18 protein-coding genes and 1 riboswitch are annotated in these 15,770 nt (G+C 36.8%); of the genes, 13 read left to right on the forward strand and 5 right to left on the reverse strand.

The genetic code is table 11. From position 1 onward, the window contains the following. Window positions 1–94: 94 nt before the first annotated feature. Both rplM and rpsI read left to right on the forward strand, forming a co-directional pair. Entirely contained in the window at window positions 95–538 is a 444-nt protein-coding gene (rplM, locus tag AWM76_RS02180; RefSeq protein WP_004262667.1) for a 50S ribosomal protein L13, read from the forward strand. 14 nt (window positions 539–552) lie between these two features. Beyond that, complete coding sequence (gene rpsI, locus AWM76_RS02185; protein ID WP_004262670.1) at window positions 553–945, forward strand: 30S ribosomal protein S9; 393 nt, start codon at window positions 553–555, stop codon at window positions 943–945. Window positions 946–1,794: 849 nt separating this feature from the next. Here the strand turns inward: rpsI and nrdF are convergent. From nrdF to nrdI, 3 genes are all read right to left on the reverse strand, one after another. Further along, on the reverse strand, window positions 1,795–2,748 hold the full coding sequence (nrdF, locus tag AWM76_RS02195) for a class 1b ribonucleoside-diphosphate reductase subunit beta (RefSeq protein ID WP_004262678.1): 954 nt from the start codon (window positions 2,746–2,748) through the stop codon (window positions 1,795–1,797). Between the two features lie 107 nt (window positions 2,749–2,855). Further along, the gene (locus AWM76_RS02200; protein ID WP_039935904.1) at window positions 2,856–3,809 is read right to left on the reverse strand and encodes a ribonucleotide-diphosphate reductase subunit beta; all 954 of its coding nucleotides are present in this window, start codon (window positions 3,807–3,809) and stop codon (window positions 2,856–2,858) included. A gap of 41 nt (window positions 3,810–3,850) precedes the next feature. Next, entirely contained in the window at window positions 3,851–4,312 is a 462-nt protein-coding gene (nrdI, locus tag AWM76_RS02205) for a class Ib ribonucleoside-diphosphate reductase assembly flavoprotein NrdI (protein WP_004262686.1), read from the reverse strand. A gap of 146 nt (window positions 4,313–4,458) precedes the next feature. Here nrdI and AWM76_RS02210 point away from each other — a divergent pair, with 146 nt between their 5' ends. Then, window positions 4,459–5,124 (forward strand): Crp/Fnr family transcriptional regulator, encoded by a 666-nt coding sequence (locus AWM76_RS02210; RefSeq protein ID WP_004262691.1) that lies wholly within the window; start codon window positions 4,459–4,461, stop codon window positions 5,122–5,124. Between the two features lie 359 nt (window positions 5,125–5,483). Here AWM76_RS02210 and AWM76_RS02215 read toward each other — a convergent pair whose 3' ends face one another. Then, complete coding sequence (locus tag AWM76_RS02215) at window positions 5,484–5,786, reverse strand: DUF4298 domain-containing protein (RefSeq protein WP_004262695.1); 303 nt, start codon at window positions 5,784–5,786, stop codon at window positions 5,484–5,486. Between the two features lie 422 nt (window positions 5,787–6,208). Here AWM76_RS02215 and AWM76_RS02225 point away from each other — a divergent pair, with 422 nt between their 5' ends. The 7 genes from AWM76_RS02225 (at window position 6,209) to AWM76_RS02255 (ending at window position 11,849) form a co-directional block, all read left to right on the forward strand. Then, window positions 6,209–6,643, forward strand: a complete 435-nt coding sequence (locus AWM76_RS02225) for a cupin domain-containing protein (RefSeq protein ID WP_039935905.1) — start codon at window positions 6,209–6,211, stop codon at window positions 6,641–6,643. 240 nt (window positions 6,644–6,883) lie between these two features. Further along, window positions 6,884–7,267, forward strand: a complete 384-nt coding sequence (locus tag AWM76_RS02230; protein ID WP_004262703.1) for a tautomerase family protein — start codon at window positions 6,884–6,886, stop codon at window positions 7,265–7,267. A 99-nt stretch (window positions 7,268–7,366) separates the two neighbouring features. Beyond that, window positions 7,367–7,894, forward strand: a complete 528-nt coding sequence (locus AWM76_RS02235) for a methylated-DNA--[protein]-cysteine S-methyltransferase (RefSeq protein ID WP_004262705.1) — start codon at window positions 7,367–7,369, stop codon at window positions 7,892–7,894. 87 nt (window positions 7,895–7,981) lie between these two features. Then, entirely contained in the window at window positions 7,982–8,617 is a 636-nt protein-coding gene (locus AWM76_RS02240; RefSeq protein WP_106427319.1) for an endonuclease III domain-containing protein, read from the forward strand. A gap of 94 nt (window positions 8,618–8,711) precedes the next feature. Next, window positions 8,712–8,833, forward strand: a riboswitch (FMN riboswitch). Between the two features lie 121 nt (window positions 8,834–8,954). After that, window positions 8,955–10,049 carry a bifunctional diaminohydroxyphosphoribosylaminopyrimidine deaminase/5-amino-6-(5-phosphoribosylamino)uracil reductase RibD gene (gene ribD, locus AWM76_RS02245; RefSeq protein WP_004262713.1) on the forward strand — a complete coding sequence of 365 codons (1,095 nt, stop codon included), beginning with the start codon at window positions 8,955–8,957 and terminating at the stop codon, window positions 10,047–10,049. After that, complete coding sequence (locus AWM76_RS02250; protein ID WP_004262717.1) at window positions 10,050–10,652, forward strand: riboflavin synthase; 603 nt, start codon at window positions 10,050–10,052, stop codon at window positions 10,650–10,652. Continuing rightward, window positions 10,653–11,849: a bifunctional 3,4-dihydroxy-2-butanone-4-phosphate synthase/GTP cyclohydrolase II gene (locus AWM76_RS02255; protein ID WP_060779318.1), complete on the forward strand. Its 1,197-nt coding sequence runs from the start codon at window positions 10,653–10,655 to the stop codon at window positions 11,847–11,849. An 82-nt stretch (window positions 11,850–11,931) separates the two neighbouring features. Here AWM76_RS02255 and AWM76_RS02260 read toward each other — a convergent pair whose 3' ends face one another. Next, on the reverse strand, window positions 11,932–13,074 hold the full coding sequence (locus AWM76_RS02260; RefSeq protein WP_060779319.1) for an RNA-guided endonuclease TnpB family protein: 1,143 nt from the start codon (window positions 13,072–13,074) through the stop codon (window positions 11,932–11,934). A 101-nt stretch (window positions 13,075–13,175) separates the two neighbouring features. On the opposite strand from AWM76_RS02260, the gene tnpA reads away from it, so the two are divergent. The 3 genes from tnpA to AWM76_RS02275 all read left to right on the forward strand — a co-directional run bounded on the left by tnpA (window position 13,176) and on the right by AWM76_RS02275 (window position 15,663). After that, window positions 13,176–13,595, forward strand: a complete 420-nt coding sequence (gene tnpA / locus AWM76_RS02265; RefSeq protein WP_060779320.1) for an IS200/IS605 family transposase — start codon at window positions 13,176–13,178, stop codon at window positions 13,593–13,595. 69 nt (window positions 13,596–13,664) lie between these two features. Next, window positions 13,665–14,138, forward strand: coding sequence for a 6,7-dimethyl-8-ribityllumazine synthase (ribH, locus tag AWM76_RS02270; protein ID WP_039935099.1), 474 nt, complete (start codon window positions 13,665–13,667; stop codon window positions 14,136–14,138). A 145-nt stretch (window positions 14,139–14,283) separates the two neighbouring features. Further along, a complete protein-coding gene (locus tag AWM76_RS02275; protein WP_003141824.1) occupies window positions 14,284–15,663 on the forward strand; it encodes a M24 family metallopeptidase in 1,380 nt (459 codons plus the stop codon). Window positions 15,664–15,770 lie beyond the last annotated feature (107 nt).

Consider the following 15,770-nt stretch of genomic DNA (forward strand, 5'->3'; position numbering starts at 1 on the left):
TGGTACAATATAAGACGGTATTGTTTGCCCCATGATAGGCCCCGGAAACCAATTATGAATCGAACAATCAGACAAGATAAACGGAGGAAATATAATGCGTACAACATATATGGCGAAAGCAAATGAAGTTGAACGTAACTGGGTTGTCCTAGACGCTACAGATGTTCCATTGGGACGTCTATCAACAGTTGTGGCAAGCATGTTACGTGGTAAAAATAAACCAACATTCACACCAAACGTTGACACAGGTGATCAAGTTATCATCATCAACGCTGAAAAAGTGAAATTAACTGGTAAAAAAGCAACAGACAAAAAATACTACCGTCACTCAGGTTACCCAGGTGGTATCTATGAAACAACTGCAGGTACATTACGTGATGAAAAACCAGCACGTTTAATCGAAACTTCAGTTAAAGGTATGTTACCAAAAAACCGTTTAGGTCGTGCTCAATTTACACACCTACACGTATACGCTGGTGCGGAACACCCACATGCAGCGCAACAACCTAAACAATTAGACATTAACGAATTAATCTAAGGAGGGAAAAGCAAATGGCACAAGCTCAATACATCGCAACAGGCCGTCGTAAAAACTCAACAGCCCGTGTACGCTTAGTACCTGGTACAGGTAAAATCGTTTTTAACGGTAAAGAAATGGCAGAATACCTACCATACGAATCATTATTCGTAATCGTTAAACAACCTTTAGCAGTTACACAAACTGAAGGCCAATATGACATCTTCATCAACGTTAACGGTGGTGGATATGCTGGTCAATCAGGTGCAGCTCGTCACGGTATCTCTCGTGCATTACTAGAAGTAGATCCTGACTTCCGTAAACCACTTAAAGATGCTGGTCTTTTAACACGTGACCCACGTATGAAAGAACGTAAGAAACCAGGTCTTAAAAAAGCGCGTAAAGCACCTCAATTCTCAAAACGTTAATTGCTGGAGCCGTTGCGAATTTATTCGCTTACGGATACAGTACGGGACGGAGATTTCTAAGGAAATCGAGTACCAACCCATATATAAATCAAAAAGACATTTCTCACTTATGTGGGGAATGTCTTTTTTTAGTGTTCAATTTTACGTATTATAAACAGGTTTATGAACTATAAAGTACACCTTATAGGTTATATCATAAAGATATAAATGAAGACTTACAATATCCTTGGTAAGGTGATTCATGTGAATAGAAAAATCAATATTTTTTTAATAGTATTTCTCTTGTTAATTATTATAGCTGCGTTAGTAGTGGGTTTATTCGATTTAATTAGATATCAATCATGGATTGTTAATTCGTTGTATATATTTGGTGGTTTAGTTATTGTTATTAATTTTGGGCGTGCTATACAGCTTTTAAAAAAGTTCATTGATAAAGATAAAAGGCTATTCTTGATATTAGTTCCGTTGATACCATTGTATTTTTCTTGATATTTAAAAATTTAACTTTTTTAGTTTTAGCTGTTACCCTAACAGGGCCAGTTATTTCGAATTTTAAAAATAAGAAAAAATAAAAATTTCAAAAAAGAGTAATATGCCCCCTAAAGTAGACACTTAATAAAATAAATCTACTTTAGGAGGTATATTATTATGTGGGAAACATCTTTTTATTCTATCAAATTCCATTTTAAAGATGAAATCGAATAAAAAAAGGTACTTGATATATTCACCAAGTACCTTCCTACAAGAGGGACTTTTTATGCTCACTTTTCCAATAGTAATTTTTCGTTTTTCCAGATACTTAGTAGCTTGCTTCTAAGTTTGAAGGGGGAATGGTATATATTTGATTGGTTATTCAAATATGTAATCTTCGTCTGACATTTCTTCAGCATTCCCCATAAGATAACCTGCACCTACTTGAGAAAAGAAATCATGATTAGATGTTTCAATTGAAATACCGTTCATCACAATCGGATTGACGTCCTTCGCGAGGGCATTCTCAAAGTAGATCCCAAAGCCCATATTTTGTAGAGATTTATTAGCATTATATTTAACAAATGTCTTGATATCTTCTGCTAATCCGATTTCAGTATATAATTCTTCTGTAAATGCGAATTCTTTCTCAAGCAATTCTTCTAAGAAACTATACATCCATTGAGTGAACGCTTCTTGCTCATCTTGTGTCAGCTCTTCAAAATCTTGCCTAAATTTATAACCAAGATATGTACCATGAACCGATTCATCTCGGATGACTAATTTAATAAGTTCAGCCAAATTGGCAAGTTTATTTTGACCACGATACCACAGTGGGATAAAGAAATTACTGTAATATAAGATACCTTCTAAGAAAACACTCGCTACCTTTACTTGTATAGGTGTACCATTTTGATATATATTATTGATTTTCTCTGCTTTAAATTGCATCATTGGATCGTTGTTCATCCAATCGTAAATTTCTTCAATATCTTTGAATGTATTTAAGGATATTAAAATGGTCCCATAGGTTTTAGCGTGGATCGACTCCATAAACATAAAATTGCTTAGAACAGCTCGCTCTTTCTGCGTTCTTGCATGTTTCTTTAACGCATATAGGCCTTCTTCTGATTGCAGCGTGTCTAAAAGTGCGAGGCCTCCCACTGCTTTTTTGACAATTTCTTTCTCCATAGTTGATAATTTTTTCCATTCTAATAAGTCATTAGAAACAGGAACTCTAGTGTCCAACCAAAATTGGGCAGTGGCTTTATCCCAGACAAATTCATCTAACTCATCCTCGATAAGTTGCCAATTCATTGTTTTATGTATCATAATGTTTCCTTTCACGATTAGTAGTTATTGTCACCAAACCTGCTTATTTAATATTATCTGGTGAACATATCTTTTCTCTCAATTACTTTTACTCTTAGCCATATTATTTAAAAAACGTAATCCGATTCGTTCATTACTTCTTCTGTATTTGTGGTATTTTTGTTATTGTAATTATTCAGATTATGAGCGCGTAGTTCGTCTAATTGCGTATTGATCGCGGCTATATTTTCTTGATTAAAAGCATAAATCTCATTCAGACCAATACCGGCGAGAATGTGGTTTGCCTCTTGCATTACTAGGTTGAATGCGACTGTTTTACTACTTCCTATTGTATAAAAGGTATCGATTAATTGATCAGCTAGTACTACAAAATCATCAACAATCTCCATACCCCAACTTTTAAACTGGGCTACTTGTTTTGAACTTGCTTCCTTTAACAATAGATTCACTTTATAATTTAGATAATAACAATGTAAAGATTCATTTCGAACAATCATTTTGAGCATACTGCCGAGGTTCAAAAAGTTTCGGTCTAGCCATAATTCAAAAAGATAAGAAAGGTACGTGTAATTTAAAATGCCTTCAACACATATGGCCATGAATCTTTTTTTCAAAGGATCTGCGCTTTGGTAGGTCATATGTATTTTTTCTATATAATCCCTTACCTGAGGATTAGTATCGACCCAATCAAATGCTTTTTGAGAACCTATATCCTGATTAAATATGCTTAAAATGCGGTTATAGGCCTTTGTATGAACCATTTCAGTAAATTGAAAATTATTTATGATTGCAATCTCTTGTTGGGAACGTGCACTATCTCGAATAATTTCTCCTAATTCATTGGATTGATAGGTAGCGATATTAGTCAAAAGAATCAACAAGCGATTGAGCTGCTCTTGTTCTTGTAATTGTAAATTTGCCCATTTTGATCGATCATTTTCGATGGGGACACGTGTATCCAACCAAAAAAGTGAGGTTGCTCTTTCCCATACAACGTTGTCTAATTCATCCTCAATGACATTCCAGTTAATTGCTTTATAGTGTAAATAATTATTTAACATAGTACCTCCTAAAATATTGTTTGAAAGGGGATGATATGGTGTCATTTTTTATGTCCCTGGTTATGCAGTTTTTCGGCAATTCTCTCTATATCTTCTGTCGTACCTTTTAGTTCAAATTCATCCAATACGGTAAAACCAAAATCATCGGCGTATTGATAGGCTGTTAGGCAAAATTGTTTATTGAAGTTTCTGTTGCCGCTACCAATAATTCCTAAACAATAGTCTCGGTTTTTATTGTAAGTAATCACTTGGCGCAATGGTGTTGTCAAAATTTCGATATCTCCTGTTTCAATACCATTTCCACCTTCAAGATAAGTAGGCAGAAATACAAAATAGGATTCATTGATGTCAAAAGTGAGTGGTTTTCCTAATTTGACCAAATCTTTTACATTCACATAATCTACCTTTTTTTGATATTGTTTTTGACAATACGTATCTAAATCTGCGAGAAAACTCGTGGTATTTCCACTTAAACTAATATAATAGACTTTAATTATTTGCATGTATCACACCTCTTTTTAATAAATAACCACATATATAGTGCTTGTTTTAATTAGAAACACTATATATAGTGTGTATTGTACATGACATATCGTTATAGAAAATTGACGATAGTCATTTTTTTTGATTTTAGAGGAGAGAAAATTACATGAAAAATTCAGGTTGTTTATGCACCGTTCCACTCTTCGCCCCTCTTTCATTAGATGAAAAAAATGAGATAAAGTGTTTGCTTCACCATCAGACGTTTAAAAAAGGAGAAATTATTTTTTCACCAAGTAGTGAAGAACAACTGTTGATTATACCTTTAGGGGCTATGAAAATATATCGAATTAGTAGAACTGGGAAGGAGCAATTAATTCGTATCGTAAAAGAAGGAGATTACGACGGTGAGAACTATCTCTTTGGTCTACCCAATGACTGCCTATATGGTGAAGCTGTTGAAGAAACCAGAACTTGCACTCTCTATAAATCCGACTTTAATAAAGTGATGGCACGCTATCCACAGCTCAGTTATCGATTGTTACAATTAAATGCTTGCAAAACAGTAGCTGTGGAAAAACAGTTGCAGCTTCTAGCGTTTGATCGTATAGAGGAACGGTTAGCCTTATATCTTAGCCAACTATCTATAGCAGCAAAAATGGGGGAGCTTTTTACTTTACCTATCTCTATGAGAGAGTTGGCAAACTATCTAGCTACCAGTCCTGAAACTATTTCTCGTAAATTAAGAGATTTTCAAGAAAGAAAATTGATTACTAGAAAAGGAAAGCAGATTACACTATTAGAAGAATTTTGGCTTACATTCGATTACATATAAAGAATTATAGACGTATAAAAATTAGTAACTAGCATTTAACGGAATAAAGGGGAGTCCTGTATAAAGGTGTAGATAAATATTTTGATGAAGAATATGTCTATGATTTCTAATTGAAAGCAAATAATGGCGTATTAAACAAGTTTATTAAGGAAGTATTTTCAAAAAGTTGAATACAAAAAAAGAGCTATTATTAGCTCTTTAACGCTTCTCATACTTACAGATTTGACTATGTTTTGAATATTTTGATTATTATTTCTATTAGATGTCAATCTTTGTTCTATATTAGAGACTTACCATCTCAACAATAATCTACAGATAAAATATTGAACCTACTTCAATTCACTAGCTATGAAGTAAGACTATTTTTCTGTTAATTCATCACCAACACTTTTTAGTTTATTGGCTAAATCCATAATATCTATAACAAGGTCATAGCTGTAGTCTTCTCCTAGTACAGCTGTTGTACGAGCATCTTCAAATAAGCCTTGTTCTTTCATCTTTAAATGTTTAAACCAAGTCTCACTGCCATAGTAGTGAAGAAATAGTTTGATATTTGGTAGGTATTTTTCAAAATTTTCTAGGGAATCAGACATGGCCTCAATTTCTTTAGAAATCTTCAAAAAATTTTCTTCCATCTCATAAAAATTATCAGTATCCTTCATGTTACCCCCAACTTTCTTAAATGATATGCATTTGATGATTATTTTATTGCACTAATGGTAGTGGTAATTGTTGGGATGATTGATATGATCGTATAAACTTGGACAAAATAAGCAATAGGTTCCTCCCAAGAAGGAGGTGCAATTAAAGCAATAAAGTAGAGTATAATAATAAAAATAAGATTCTTTAAAATCCTAGATGATGCTTGGCGCCAACTTATTTTCTGTTTAAAATTAAATGTTTGTTGCCAAAAATTAATAAATGATTTCATGATAAAACGCCTTTCTAAATATGAATGCATAACTAAAAAAAAGCATAAACTAAAAATATACAGCAAGCAATAAAATTATTTATGATCACTGATTCACAATATATTTGCATTAAAATATATAAGGAGTAGAATTATAGGTAAGGAGGGATTATGATGACTGATAATAAATTTCTGACTGGTAATGTAGATAACGACAAAAAACCGTATATTATAGATGTTGAAAAAGAAACGTTAGAGAATACAAATTTTCGTACGACGATTTGGACAGGTAACAAGTTGCAGTTGACTGTTATGGAAATTCCTGTAGGCGGTGATATTGGTTTAGAAGTACATAATGAAAGTGATCAATTTATCCGTATCGAGCAAGGTGAGGGTCTTTGCCAGATGGGTCCTGCTGAGGACGATTTATCCTTTGAACAAAAAATTGGAGAAGATGAAGCAGTCTTTGTGCCACTAGGTTTATGGCATAATATCACCAATCGGGGGAGTGTACCGTTAAAACTGTACACCATTTATGCTAGCCCTGACCACGTACCTGGTACTGTTCATGGCACTCAAGAAGATGCTGAAAGCGATCCAAATGAATAAAACAAACATGAAATGCAAAAAAAGTACAAACAATAGTTAAATCAAGAAAACCGATGACCTTAAAAGCGTTATCGGTTTTTTTATGCTAGAAACCAACAAGTACCTATATAAAATATTCTTTTCCATATTTAAATCAATGTATAGTACGGTACTTCTAAAAATTGTTGTAGGATGAAACTAGCAATTTAATTAAATTTTCATATATAATAATATTATGCAAAAAGATAAGGAGTGTGCTACATGCCATTAGTTAGAATCGATCTTTTAGAAGGTAAGACTGCAGAATTTAAATCACAACTAGGTGAGTTAGTTTACGAATCTATGCTTGAAACAATTGGCATTCCTGAAGAGGATAAGTTCGTTATTGTGAATGATTTAAAAGCTGAAGAACTGATATTTTCTACCAACTACCTAGATGTTGACCGTACAGAAGGTATCGTAATCATTCAAATCACGATGAATGAAGGGCGTACAACTGAGGTGAAAAAAGCTTTATACAAGACAGTTGCTGATAAATTAAATAGCCAATTAGCTATTCGCAAAGAAGATGTCTTTATCAACTTAGTTGAAGTAAATAAAGAGAACTGGTCCTTTGGTAATGGTATTGCACAGTACGCAGAATAAATAGCATTACTACAAGTACATAAAAGCCATACCCTAGCTATCCCCATCTTTTTTTGAGATAGCTAGGGTATCTGTCATCTTAACCCAGGAGGGATTAGCATGTATTACAAATCTTCTTACACCTCACCACTTGGCCAAATTGCTATCGTGAGCGACGATAAAACCATTAAAGGCGTGTGGTTTGCTGACCAAAAATACTTCGGTAGTCAATACGTCATGCAAACAATGGCAGTAGCTGAAACACCAGTAATCATGCAAGTCAAAAATTGGTTAGATGCTTATTTTGCTGGTGAGAACCCAACTCTTGACCCAAACATTTTGGACCCAGAAGTAACGCCTTACCGTAAGCAAATCCTGAACGCACTGATTAATGTCCCTTACGGCCAAACGACTAGTTATAAGGAATTAGCTGATAAAGTTGCTTTAACCACTCCTGGGAAAAGGAGTTCAGCTCGTGCAGCTGGCGGTGCTGTTGGCCACAATCCCATCTCGATTCTAATTCCATGTCACCGGGTTGTAGCCACTAACGGTGCAGTAACTGGTTATGCAGGTGGTATCGACCGCAAAATTGCCTTGCTGGCTTTGGAAGGCTTTGACCAATCCAAGCTAGGCAACCACAAAGTATAGGTGTGACGCGAATAGGCACCTATTCATTTTTACATAAAGATGCAAAGAAAAATATCACATAATGGCAAAATTATTTAGGATGAGATGATGGATAAATTAGCTATTAGAAAATTATACGATACTTTACTGAAAGAAATGGGGCCACAAGGTTGGTGGCCTGCTGATTCTAAGGTGGAAATAATCCTGGGGGCTATCCTTGTTCAAAATACCAACTGGCGTAACGTTGAAAAGTCCCTAAATAACTTGAACGCAGCTACTGACTTTTTGCCAGAAGAAATTTTAAAACTCCAACTGGAAGAATTAGAAACGTTGATTCGACCAAGTGGATTCTACCGCAACAAGGCGCGAGCAATTCAAGCCAGTTTCCAATGGTTTGATCACCACAAATGGGATTATCAAGCCATGCAGTATGCATACGGAAAACAGTTGCGAAGTGAAATCTTGAAATTACACGGGGTAGGATATGAAACAGCTGACGTATTTCGCGTTTTTATATTTGATCAACCAGCGTTTATCGCTGATGGCTACGCTAGGCGGTTATTCAGTTGGTTGACAGGCAATTCGTACACAACCTATCAAAGCCTTTACCAAGAGATTAACTTACCGGATGACTTCACTTATGAGGAAGCCCAGGAATTCCATGGCTTAATTGATGAGTTTGGCAAACTATACTTGGGTAAAAATGGCCAGGTGAAGGGGAATTTTTTATCCAATCACCCATGATAAATACTCTATAGTATATATTTTTAATTTAAAAAATACATTTGGGTTTACATTTTCTTTTTAATACCGTATGATATCACCATAAACATTCAAATAAAATCTTCAGGGCAGGGTGTAATTCCCGACCGGCGGTAAAGTCCGCGACCTCCTTTAATTAGGGGCTGACTCGGTGTAATTCCGAGACCGACAGTAGAGTCTGGATGGAAGAAGAGTAGAATCAAAATAAACGAATACTATAAGTCTATAGTTTATTTGTGTGCCCTAGGAATCTTATTTCTAGGGCTTTTTTTTCGTCACTCTGACTGGATTATTTGTTGTTTAGAGAAAGGATGAGTGAATGAAAGACTATATGCAAGAAGCACTTGACCTAGCCGAATTAGGACAGGGTTGGACAAGGTCTAATCCTATGGTTGGTGCAGTTATCGTAAAGAATAGCCAAATCATCGGTCGAGGCTATCATCAGCAGTATGGTGGTTTGCATGCGGAAAGAGAAGCCTTAAAGGATGCCAACGAACAAGGGCATGATGTAAAAGGGGCAACTATGTACGTCACGCTGGAACCCTGCTGTCATTTTGGTAAAACGCCGCCTTGTACGCAAGCTATTATCGAAGGGGGTATTGAAAAAGTGGTAGTTGCTGCAATTGATCCGAATCCATTAGTTGCTGGAAAAGGGATCCAGGAATTAAGAAACCACCATATAGAAGTGGAAACGGGTCTTTTGGCTGAAGAAAGTGAAGACCTTAACCGTAAATTCAATTATTTTATGACTCATCAACGCCCCTATGTCACCATGAAATACGCCATGACCCTAGATGGTCGAACAGCTGCTTACACTGGGGATTCCCAGTGGATAACGGACAAAATTGCACGAGAGCATGTGCATTACCAACGCCACAGGAACCAATCCATTATGGTTGGCATAGGGACTGTACTTGCTGATGACCCAGCCTTAACTGTTCGAATTGACGATTTTGAGGGGATTAATCCTATCCGTATTGTTTGTGATACTAGCTTGAAGCTCCCCTTAAACAGCCAATTAGTGGCGACAGCGAAGGAAACGCCCACAATTATTGCGACAATTAATCAGAACCCAGAAGATCACCAAGCCTATCAAGCAGCCGGTTGTCAGCTATTGGTTGTGAAGGAAAAGGATAACAAAGTAGATTTACTTGATTTAATCACACAACTGGGCCAACAAGGTATTCAAAGTATTTATGTTGAAGGTGGATCAAAACTAAATGCTTCGTTACTTGAAGCTGGTTTAATCCAGGAAATTCACACTTATATTGGGCCCAAAGTAATTGGTGGTTTTGACCAGTATAGTCCTATCAGTGGTTTTGGTTTTCCACAGATGGACCAAGCACTTACAAGTAATGTTCAGGCAATCACGTCATTAGGTAAAGACCTTTTGATAGAAAGTAGGGTGGATTAAATGTTTACAGGAATTATCGAAGATATTGGCCGTATTGAAAGTATCGAGGCCATCAACAATCATGCAGGACTTCTTTTAACCATTGCCTCAAGAAAAATAGTATCCGATGTCAATCTAGGTGACTCGATTAGTGTGAACGGCATTTGTCTTACCGTGACGAATTACGCTGATACGAATTTCCAAGTTGAAGTGATGCCAGAAACGATTGCGAAAACGTCTTTAGAAGGAATTGCGAACAATAGCCGCGTGAATCTGGAACGGGCGATGAAGGCAAATGCAAGATTCGGTGGTCATATTGTAAGTGGCCATATTGATGGTATTGGTAAAATCACCGCAATTGAGGCGGATGGTATCGCTAATTGGTACACGGTTCAAACAAGTAAACCATTAATGCGCTATATCATCATGAAGGGGTCTATTGCTATCGATGGCACAAGTTTAACAGTTGCTGGCGTTGAAGGAGATACATTTAAAGTATCAATCATTCCTCACACCAGTGAACAAACAATTTTTTCAACCTATCAAGTAGGCACTATCGTGAATTTAGAAAATGATATTGTTGGTAAGTATATTGAGCAATTTACAGTGAAGGAGCGGGTATAGATGGATTTTTCAACAATCGAAGACGCATTAGCAGCATTACAAGCAGGCCAAATCATTATGGTTTTGGATGATGAGAATAGAGAAAATGAAGGAGACTTAATTTGTGCAGCTGAGTTTGCAACAACTGAAAACATCAACTTTATGGCCACTCACGCTAAAGGGTTGATTTGTCAGCCAATGAGTCAGGAAGTAGCTAGTCGTTTGAATTTATTGCCAATGGTGAATGATAATACAGACCCACATACAACCGCATTTACGGTATCTATTGACCATAAAGAGACAAGCACAGGTGTATCCGCAGTTGAACGCGGGTTAACCATGCGTGAAGCAGCAAATCCAAATAGCCAACCCAGCGACTTTAACCGTCCGGGACATGTTTTCCCATTGGTAGCAAAAGAAAATGGTGTCTTGGAACGAAATGGTCATACAGAAGCAACGGTTGATTTGATGAAATTAGCTGGACTGAATCCAGTGGGTGTTTGTGTAGAAATTATGCGCGAAGACGGTACGATGATGCGTCAAGCCGAATTGCTTGAGCAAGCAGAGAAATGGCAGATGCCAGTTATCACCATTAAAGACCTGCAAGACTACCGTAGAGCCACCGAAACCCATACCCACCACGAATCGACAGCCAAGATGCCGACCAAATTCGGCGAATTTACCATCCATACTTTCGTTAATGACATCGATAATCAAGAACATGTAGCCCTAGTGAAAGGCGATATTTCCGGCAAAAAGAATGTCCTCACCAGACTCCACTCGGAATGTTTAACAGGGGATGTGCTAGGATCTAACCGGTGTGACTGCGGAGAGCAATTACATGAGGCCCTGCGGAAAATCAACGAAGCTGGCCAAGGTGTTTTATTATATTTAAGACAAGAGGGCCGCGGGATTGGCTTAATCAATAAAATAAAAGCTTACCAGTTACAAGAAGAAGGACTGGATACTGTAGAAGCAAACCATGCCCTAGGATTCCCAGATGATTTAAGGGAATACCATACGGCTGCACAAATGTTGGAGGAACTGGGTGTGACATCCATTGACCTTATGACCAACAACCCAGATAAAATCGCACAATTAGAAGCATCTGGTATCCAAGTAGCGAACCGTGTGAGTATTGAAATGACTGCTAATCCGGATGATGAAAACTACTTAATCACTAAAAAAGTAAAAATGGGACACTTATTAGACTTATGAACTACAACGCCATTAAAATGGCGTGTTTCTAGGAACACTCATGACTTGTTCCACTTATTTCAAAGCAAAACAGCGGTCTAAGCTATTTAACTAAGGCCTGTTCCAGGCCAATATTTAATATATTTTTAGCAGCGTTGATATCTCTATCGTGATGCATATTACACTTCATACAAGTCCAATGACGTATATTTAACGCTTTTTTACCGCTATCATATCCGCAATTAGAACATTTTTGGGATGTCTTGTACGGATTAATAGCTACAAATGTCTTATCGTACATTTCGCACTTTGCCTCTAGGATTGTTCTAAACATCCGCCAGGATTGGCCAGCGATTGAACGGGCTAATTGATGATTTTTCATCATATTAGTCGTCTTTAAATCCTCTAGAACGATAACGTCATAACTTTTAACCATATCGGTTGTGATTTTATGAATGTAATCCTTGCGGATATGTTTGATACGTTGATGAATACGGGCCACTTGGCGTTTGGCTTGCTGGTAGTTTTTCGCATCCACTAAATTCACACCGTTCTTTTTGGCTTGTAAACGTCTACGGGCCATTCGCTTTTCCCAATAATGTAATTGCTTCTTATAAGACAAATGTAGTCGCTGACTTTGATATTTTTGACCATCAGACGTAATAGCTAAATCACTTACACCTAAATCGACACCGACTACATTTCCTGTTTTGGGCATTGCTTGATTATCGCTTGTGACCAAAATGGAGATATAGTAGTCGCCACTAGGTGTATATTTAACGGTGACAGATTTTATGCGTTCATTCTCAATATGAAGCACACTTGACTTACATTTTATCCAACCTAATTTGGGTAATTTGATATACCGCTGATTATCATTAAAACGAATGTTGTTGCCACGTATGGTACTTAAATACGACTGTCTGGTGTTCTTCTTTGATTTGAATTTTGGGTATCTTGAATAAGCTTTAAAAAAACGAACAAAAGTTTCGGATAAGCGTTTAACACTACATTGAACAGCTACGCTATCAACTTCACGCAACCAGGGATATTCCTTCTTCATTTGTGGAATAAGAGAGGATAACGCATTATAAGATAGCATTTGAAGGTCGGGATTGTTTTCGTACCGCGCATTCAACATGGCCAACATTTCGTTCCAGATGAATCGGGTATGACCAAAGGTCATATGAATTAACTGACGCTGTTTTTCGTTAGGATAGATTTTACACTCAATTCCTTGATACATGTTTTCACCCCCCTTGCATTTATAGATATATTATACCATACCTATGATACTTGTTTATAGCGATAACAATTGCTATAATGTAGTCAAAGAGGTGTTTACATATGATAGTGAAAACAAGGACAAATGTCTATGATTTTAATTTCCATTTGGTTTGGGTAACAAAGTATCGTAAAGAAATATTTACGACCATTGAAAAAAACGCCATGCAAGATATATTGACGCATATTTGTGATGAGCACGATATTGTCATCCAATCGCTCCAAGTAATGCCTGACCATATCCATATGTTGATTTCGTTCAAGCCTAAACATGCCGCAAGTAGTATCGTCAAAACACTTAAAGGGAAATCTGCACGTCTATGGTTCAAAGCATATCCAGAAACAAAAGCAATGTTATGGGGTGGCCATTTATGGACACCTAGTTATTTCATGGCAACAGTAGGCAGTATGTCTAAAGAAACTGTTAAAGAATATATAGAAAATCAATTAACGGAATACAATGACGGTCGCCCTAGAACTTGATTCATCCATGTAATGAATTACACGGTTTTCTCAAGGGGCGACTTTAAATAAAATATGGAGGAAAATAGGATGAATATTATTCAAGGAAAATTGTACAACGGAGAAGATGTTAAAATTGGGATTGTCATTGCACGATTCAATGATTTTTTAACTAAAAGCTTACTAAGTGGTTGTGAAGATGGCCTTACACGTTCAGGTGTTTTGACAGAAAATATCGATGTTGCTTGGGTACCGGGCGCTTATGAAATCCCGCTGACGGCTGCAACGATGGCTGAAACAGGGAAATATGATGCAATCATTACACTGGGTGCTGTGATTAGAGGGGCTACAAGTCACTTTGATGTGGTTATTAACCAAGCTTCAAGCGGGGTAACTCAAGTAGGTTTAACCCATAAATTGCCTGTTATATTTGGCGTTTTAACAGTCGAAAATATCGAACAAGCTATTGAACGATCTGGTACTAAAGCAGGTAACCTTGGATTTACTTATGCAACGAATGCTATTGAAATGATTAATTTATTCAAGGAGATTAAACAACAATAGGTCAATAATCCATATGAAAATATCTCTAACAGCACAAGACTAGCTTTAATTTTAAATCATGGTAAGATGGATGTTGGAACAATAAAGCGCATTCAATTACTATATCTTTCTGATGATTTGCGTAAAAAGCTTAAGGAGACTTCATATGACGATTCAATTTAAACAAACATTAGCGCCAACCAAGGATAATTCTGGAAAACCTATCATCTTAAGTGACGCTACCTTCGCTCAACGTAAGGACAAAGTCCTTCAGTTAATGCGAAAATATGACTTCTCATCATTGATGATTTACGCAGACAAGGAACACGGTAGTAATTTTGAATATTTAACTGGCTTTATTCCACGATTTGAAGAAGCTATCCAGGTAATCAACCAAGACGGGACGTCGACACTGATTTTAGGTAATGAGAACTATAATAAGACTAGTATGGCACGTACACAAAGCGAAGGCATTCTTTGTCCATTCTTCTCTTTACCAAATCAACCTATGGATTTCACGAAAACTTTCTCTGACTATTTAAAAGATATTAAAGTAGATGATTCTAAACGAATTGGATTAGTAGACTGGAAGCTTTTGTCTAATGATATGAATAACTTCCACAACCACCATTCAGTACCAGCATTTATTGTGGATGGTGTACATGAAGTTTTCGGTTCTGACAAGGTAGTGAATGCAACCCAACTATACATGCATCCAAAAGAGGGTGCTCGAGTAACAAACAATGCAGAGGAAATCGCTCGTTATGAATATGGAGCTTCCCTTGCTTCTGATGCTGTCCTTGAAGCAATGAACCAACTAACCATTGGTCAAAGCGAGTTAGAGGCAGGTAATCGCTTAAATCGTGATGGTCAATATCCTTCTGTTGTGACTATTGCAGCCTTTGGTAATCGCTTTAAGGGCGCTAATATTTATCCAACTGATAACACGTTAGATGATGGCGATAAAGTTGCATTAACAGTAGCCTATAAAGGTGGCTTGTCTAGTCGTTCTGGCTATGCAGTGAAAGATGAAAGTCAGCTTGCTGAACGTGATCCAGGATACTTAGAAGAAGTCGTTTACCCCTATTTCCAAGCTTATAAATGGTGGTTAGACAATTTGAACATTGGTACAAAAGGTGGCGATTTCTACCAAGCGTTCAGTGAGTTTTATCCGCAAACTACCTATGGTTGGAACTTGTGTCCGGGACATTTAGTAGCTGACGAAGAATGGCTAAGCTCACCATTTTATAAAGACTCTGATGCAACAATTCAAAGTGGCTACATCTTCCAACTAGACTTTATACCTTCACAAGCGAACCATAATGGTGTTTCAGCTGAATCAACGATTGCGGTTGCGGACGCAGCACTACGCGAAGAGATTAAGATTAAACAACCAGAACTTTGGTCAAGAATCTCTAAGCGGAAGGATTATCTAAAAGAAGCATTAGGTTTAGCGTTACCAGAACATTTATTACCATTAGCGAGTACTTTTGCCTACTATAGACCATTCTTATTAGACAAAAAAACTGCTATCTACTTTGATTAAAAAAATTCCCCTCAAGATTGGTTGCCAAACTTGAGGGATTTTTGTCTATTTTTAAGTGAATAATGACGGACTATCCATACCTATGACTATTGTTTATAGCGATAACA

Source organism: Aerococcus viridans (assembly GCF_001543285.1).
GTDB classification, from domain to species: Bacteria; Bacillota; Bacilli; order Lactobacillales; family Aerococcaceae; genus Aerococcus; species Aerococcus viridans.

Coding starts and splice junctions, on each gene's coding strand:
- rplM (WP_004262667.1), top strand. CDS start 95: ATGCGTACAACATATATGGCGAAAGCAAATGAAGTTGAACGTAACTGG.
- rpsI (WP_004262670.1), top strand. CDS start 553: ATGGCACAAGCTCAATACATCGCAACAGGCCGTCGTAAAAACTCAACA.
- nrdF (WP_004262678.1), bottom strand. CDS start 2,748: ATGATACATAAAACAATGAATTGGCAACTTATCGAGGATGAGTTAGAT.
- AWM76_RS02200 (WP_039935904.1), bottom strand. CDS start 3,809: ATGTTAAATAATTATTTACACTATAAAGCAATTAACTGGAATGTCATT.
- nrdI (WP_004262686.1), bottom strand. CDS start 4,312: ATGCAAATAATTAAAGTCTATTATATTAGTTTAAGTGGAAATACCACG.
- AWM76_RS02210 (WP_004262691.1), top strand. CDS start 4,459: ATGAAAAATTCAGGTTGTTTATGCACCGTTCCACTCTTCGCCCCTCTT.
- AWM76_RS02215 (WP_004262695.1), bottom strand. CDS start 5,786: ATGAAGGATACTGATAATTTTTATGAGATGGAAGAAAATTTTTTGAAG.
- AWM76_RS02225 (WP_039935905.1), top strand. CDS start 6,209: ATGACTGATAATAAATTTCTGACTGGTAATGTAGATAACGACAAAAAA.
- AWM76_RS02230 (WP_004262703.1), top strand. CDS start 6,884: ATGCCATTAGTTAGAATCGATCTTTTAGAAGGTAAGACTGCAGAATTT.
- AWM76_RS02235 (WP_004262705.1), top strand. CDS start 7,367: ATGTATTACAAATCTTCTTACACCTCACCACTTGGCCAAATTGCTATC.
- AWM76_RS02240 (WP_106427319.1), top strand. CDS start 7,982: ATGGATAAATTAGCTATTAGAAAATTATACGATACTTTACTGAAAGAA.
- ribD (WP_004262713.1), top strand. CDS start 8,955: ATGAAAGACTATATGCAAGAAGCACTTGACCTAGCCGAATTAGGACAG.
- AWM76_RS02250 (WP_004262717.1), top strand. CDS start 10,050: ATGTTTACAGGAATTATCGAAGATATTGGCCGTATTGAAAGTATCGAG.
- AWM76_RS02255 (WP_060779318.1), top strand. CDS start 10,653: ATGGATTTTTCAACAATCGAAGACGCATTAGCAGCATTACAAGCAGGC.
- AWM76_RS02260 (WP_060779319.1), bottom strand. CDS start 13,074: ATGTATCAAGGAATTGAGTGTAAAATCTATCCTAACGAAAAACAGCGT.
- tnpA (WP_060779320.1), top strand. CDS start 13,176: ATGATAGTGAAAACAAGGACAAATGTCTATGATTTTAATTTCCATTTG.
- ribH (WP_039935099.1), top strand. CDS start 13,665: ATGAATATTATTCAAGGAAAATTGTACAACGGAGAAGATGTTAAAATT.
- AWM76_RS02275 (WP_003141824.1), top strand. CDS start 14,284: ATGACGATTCAATTTAAACAAACATTAGCGCCAACCAAGGATAATTCT.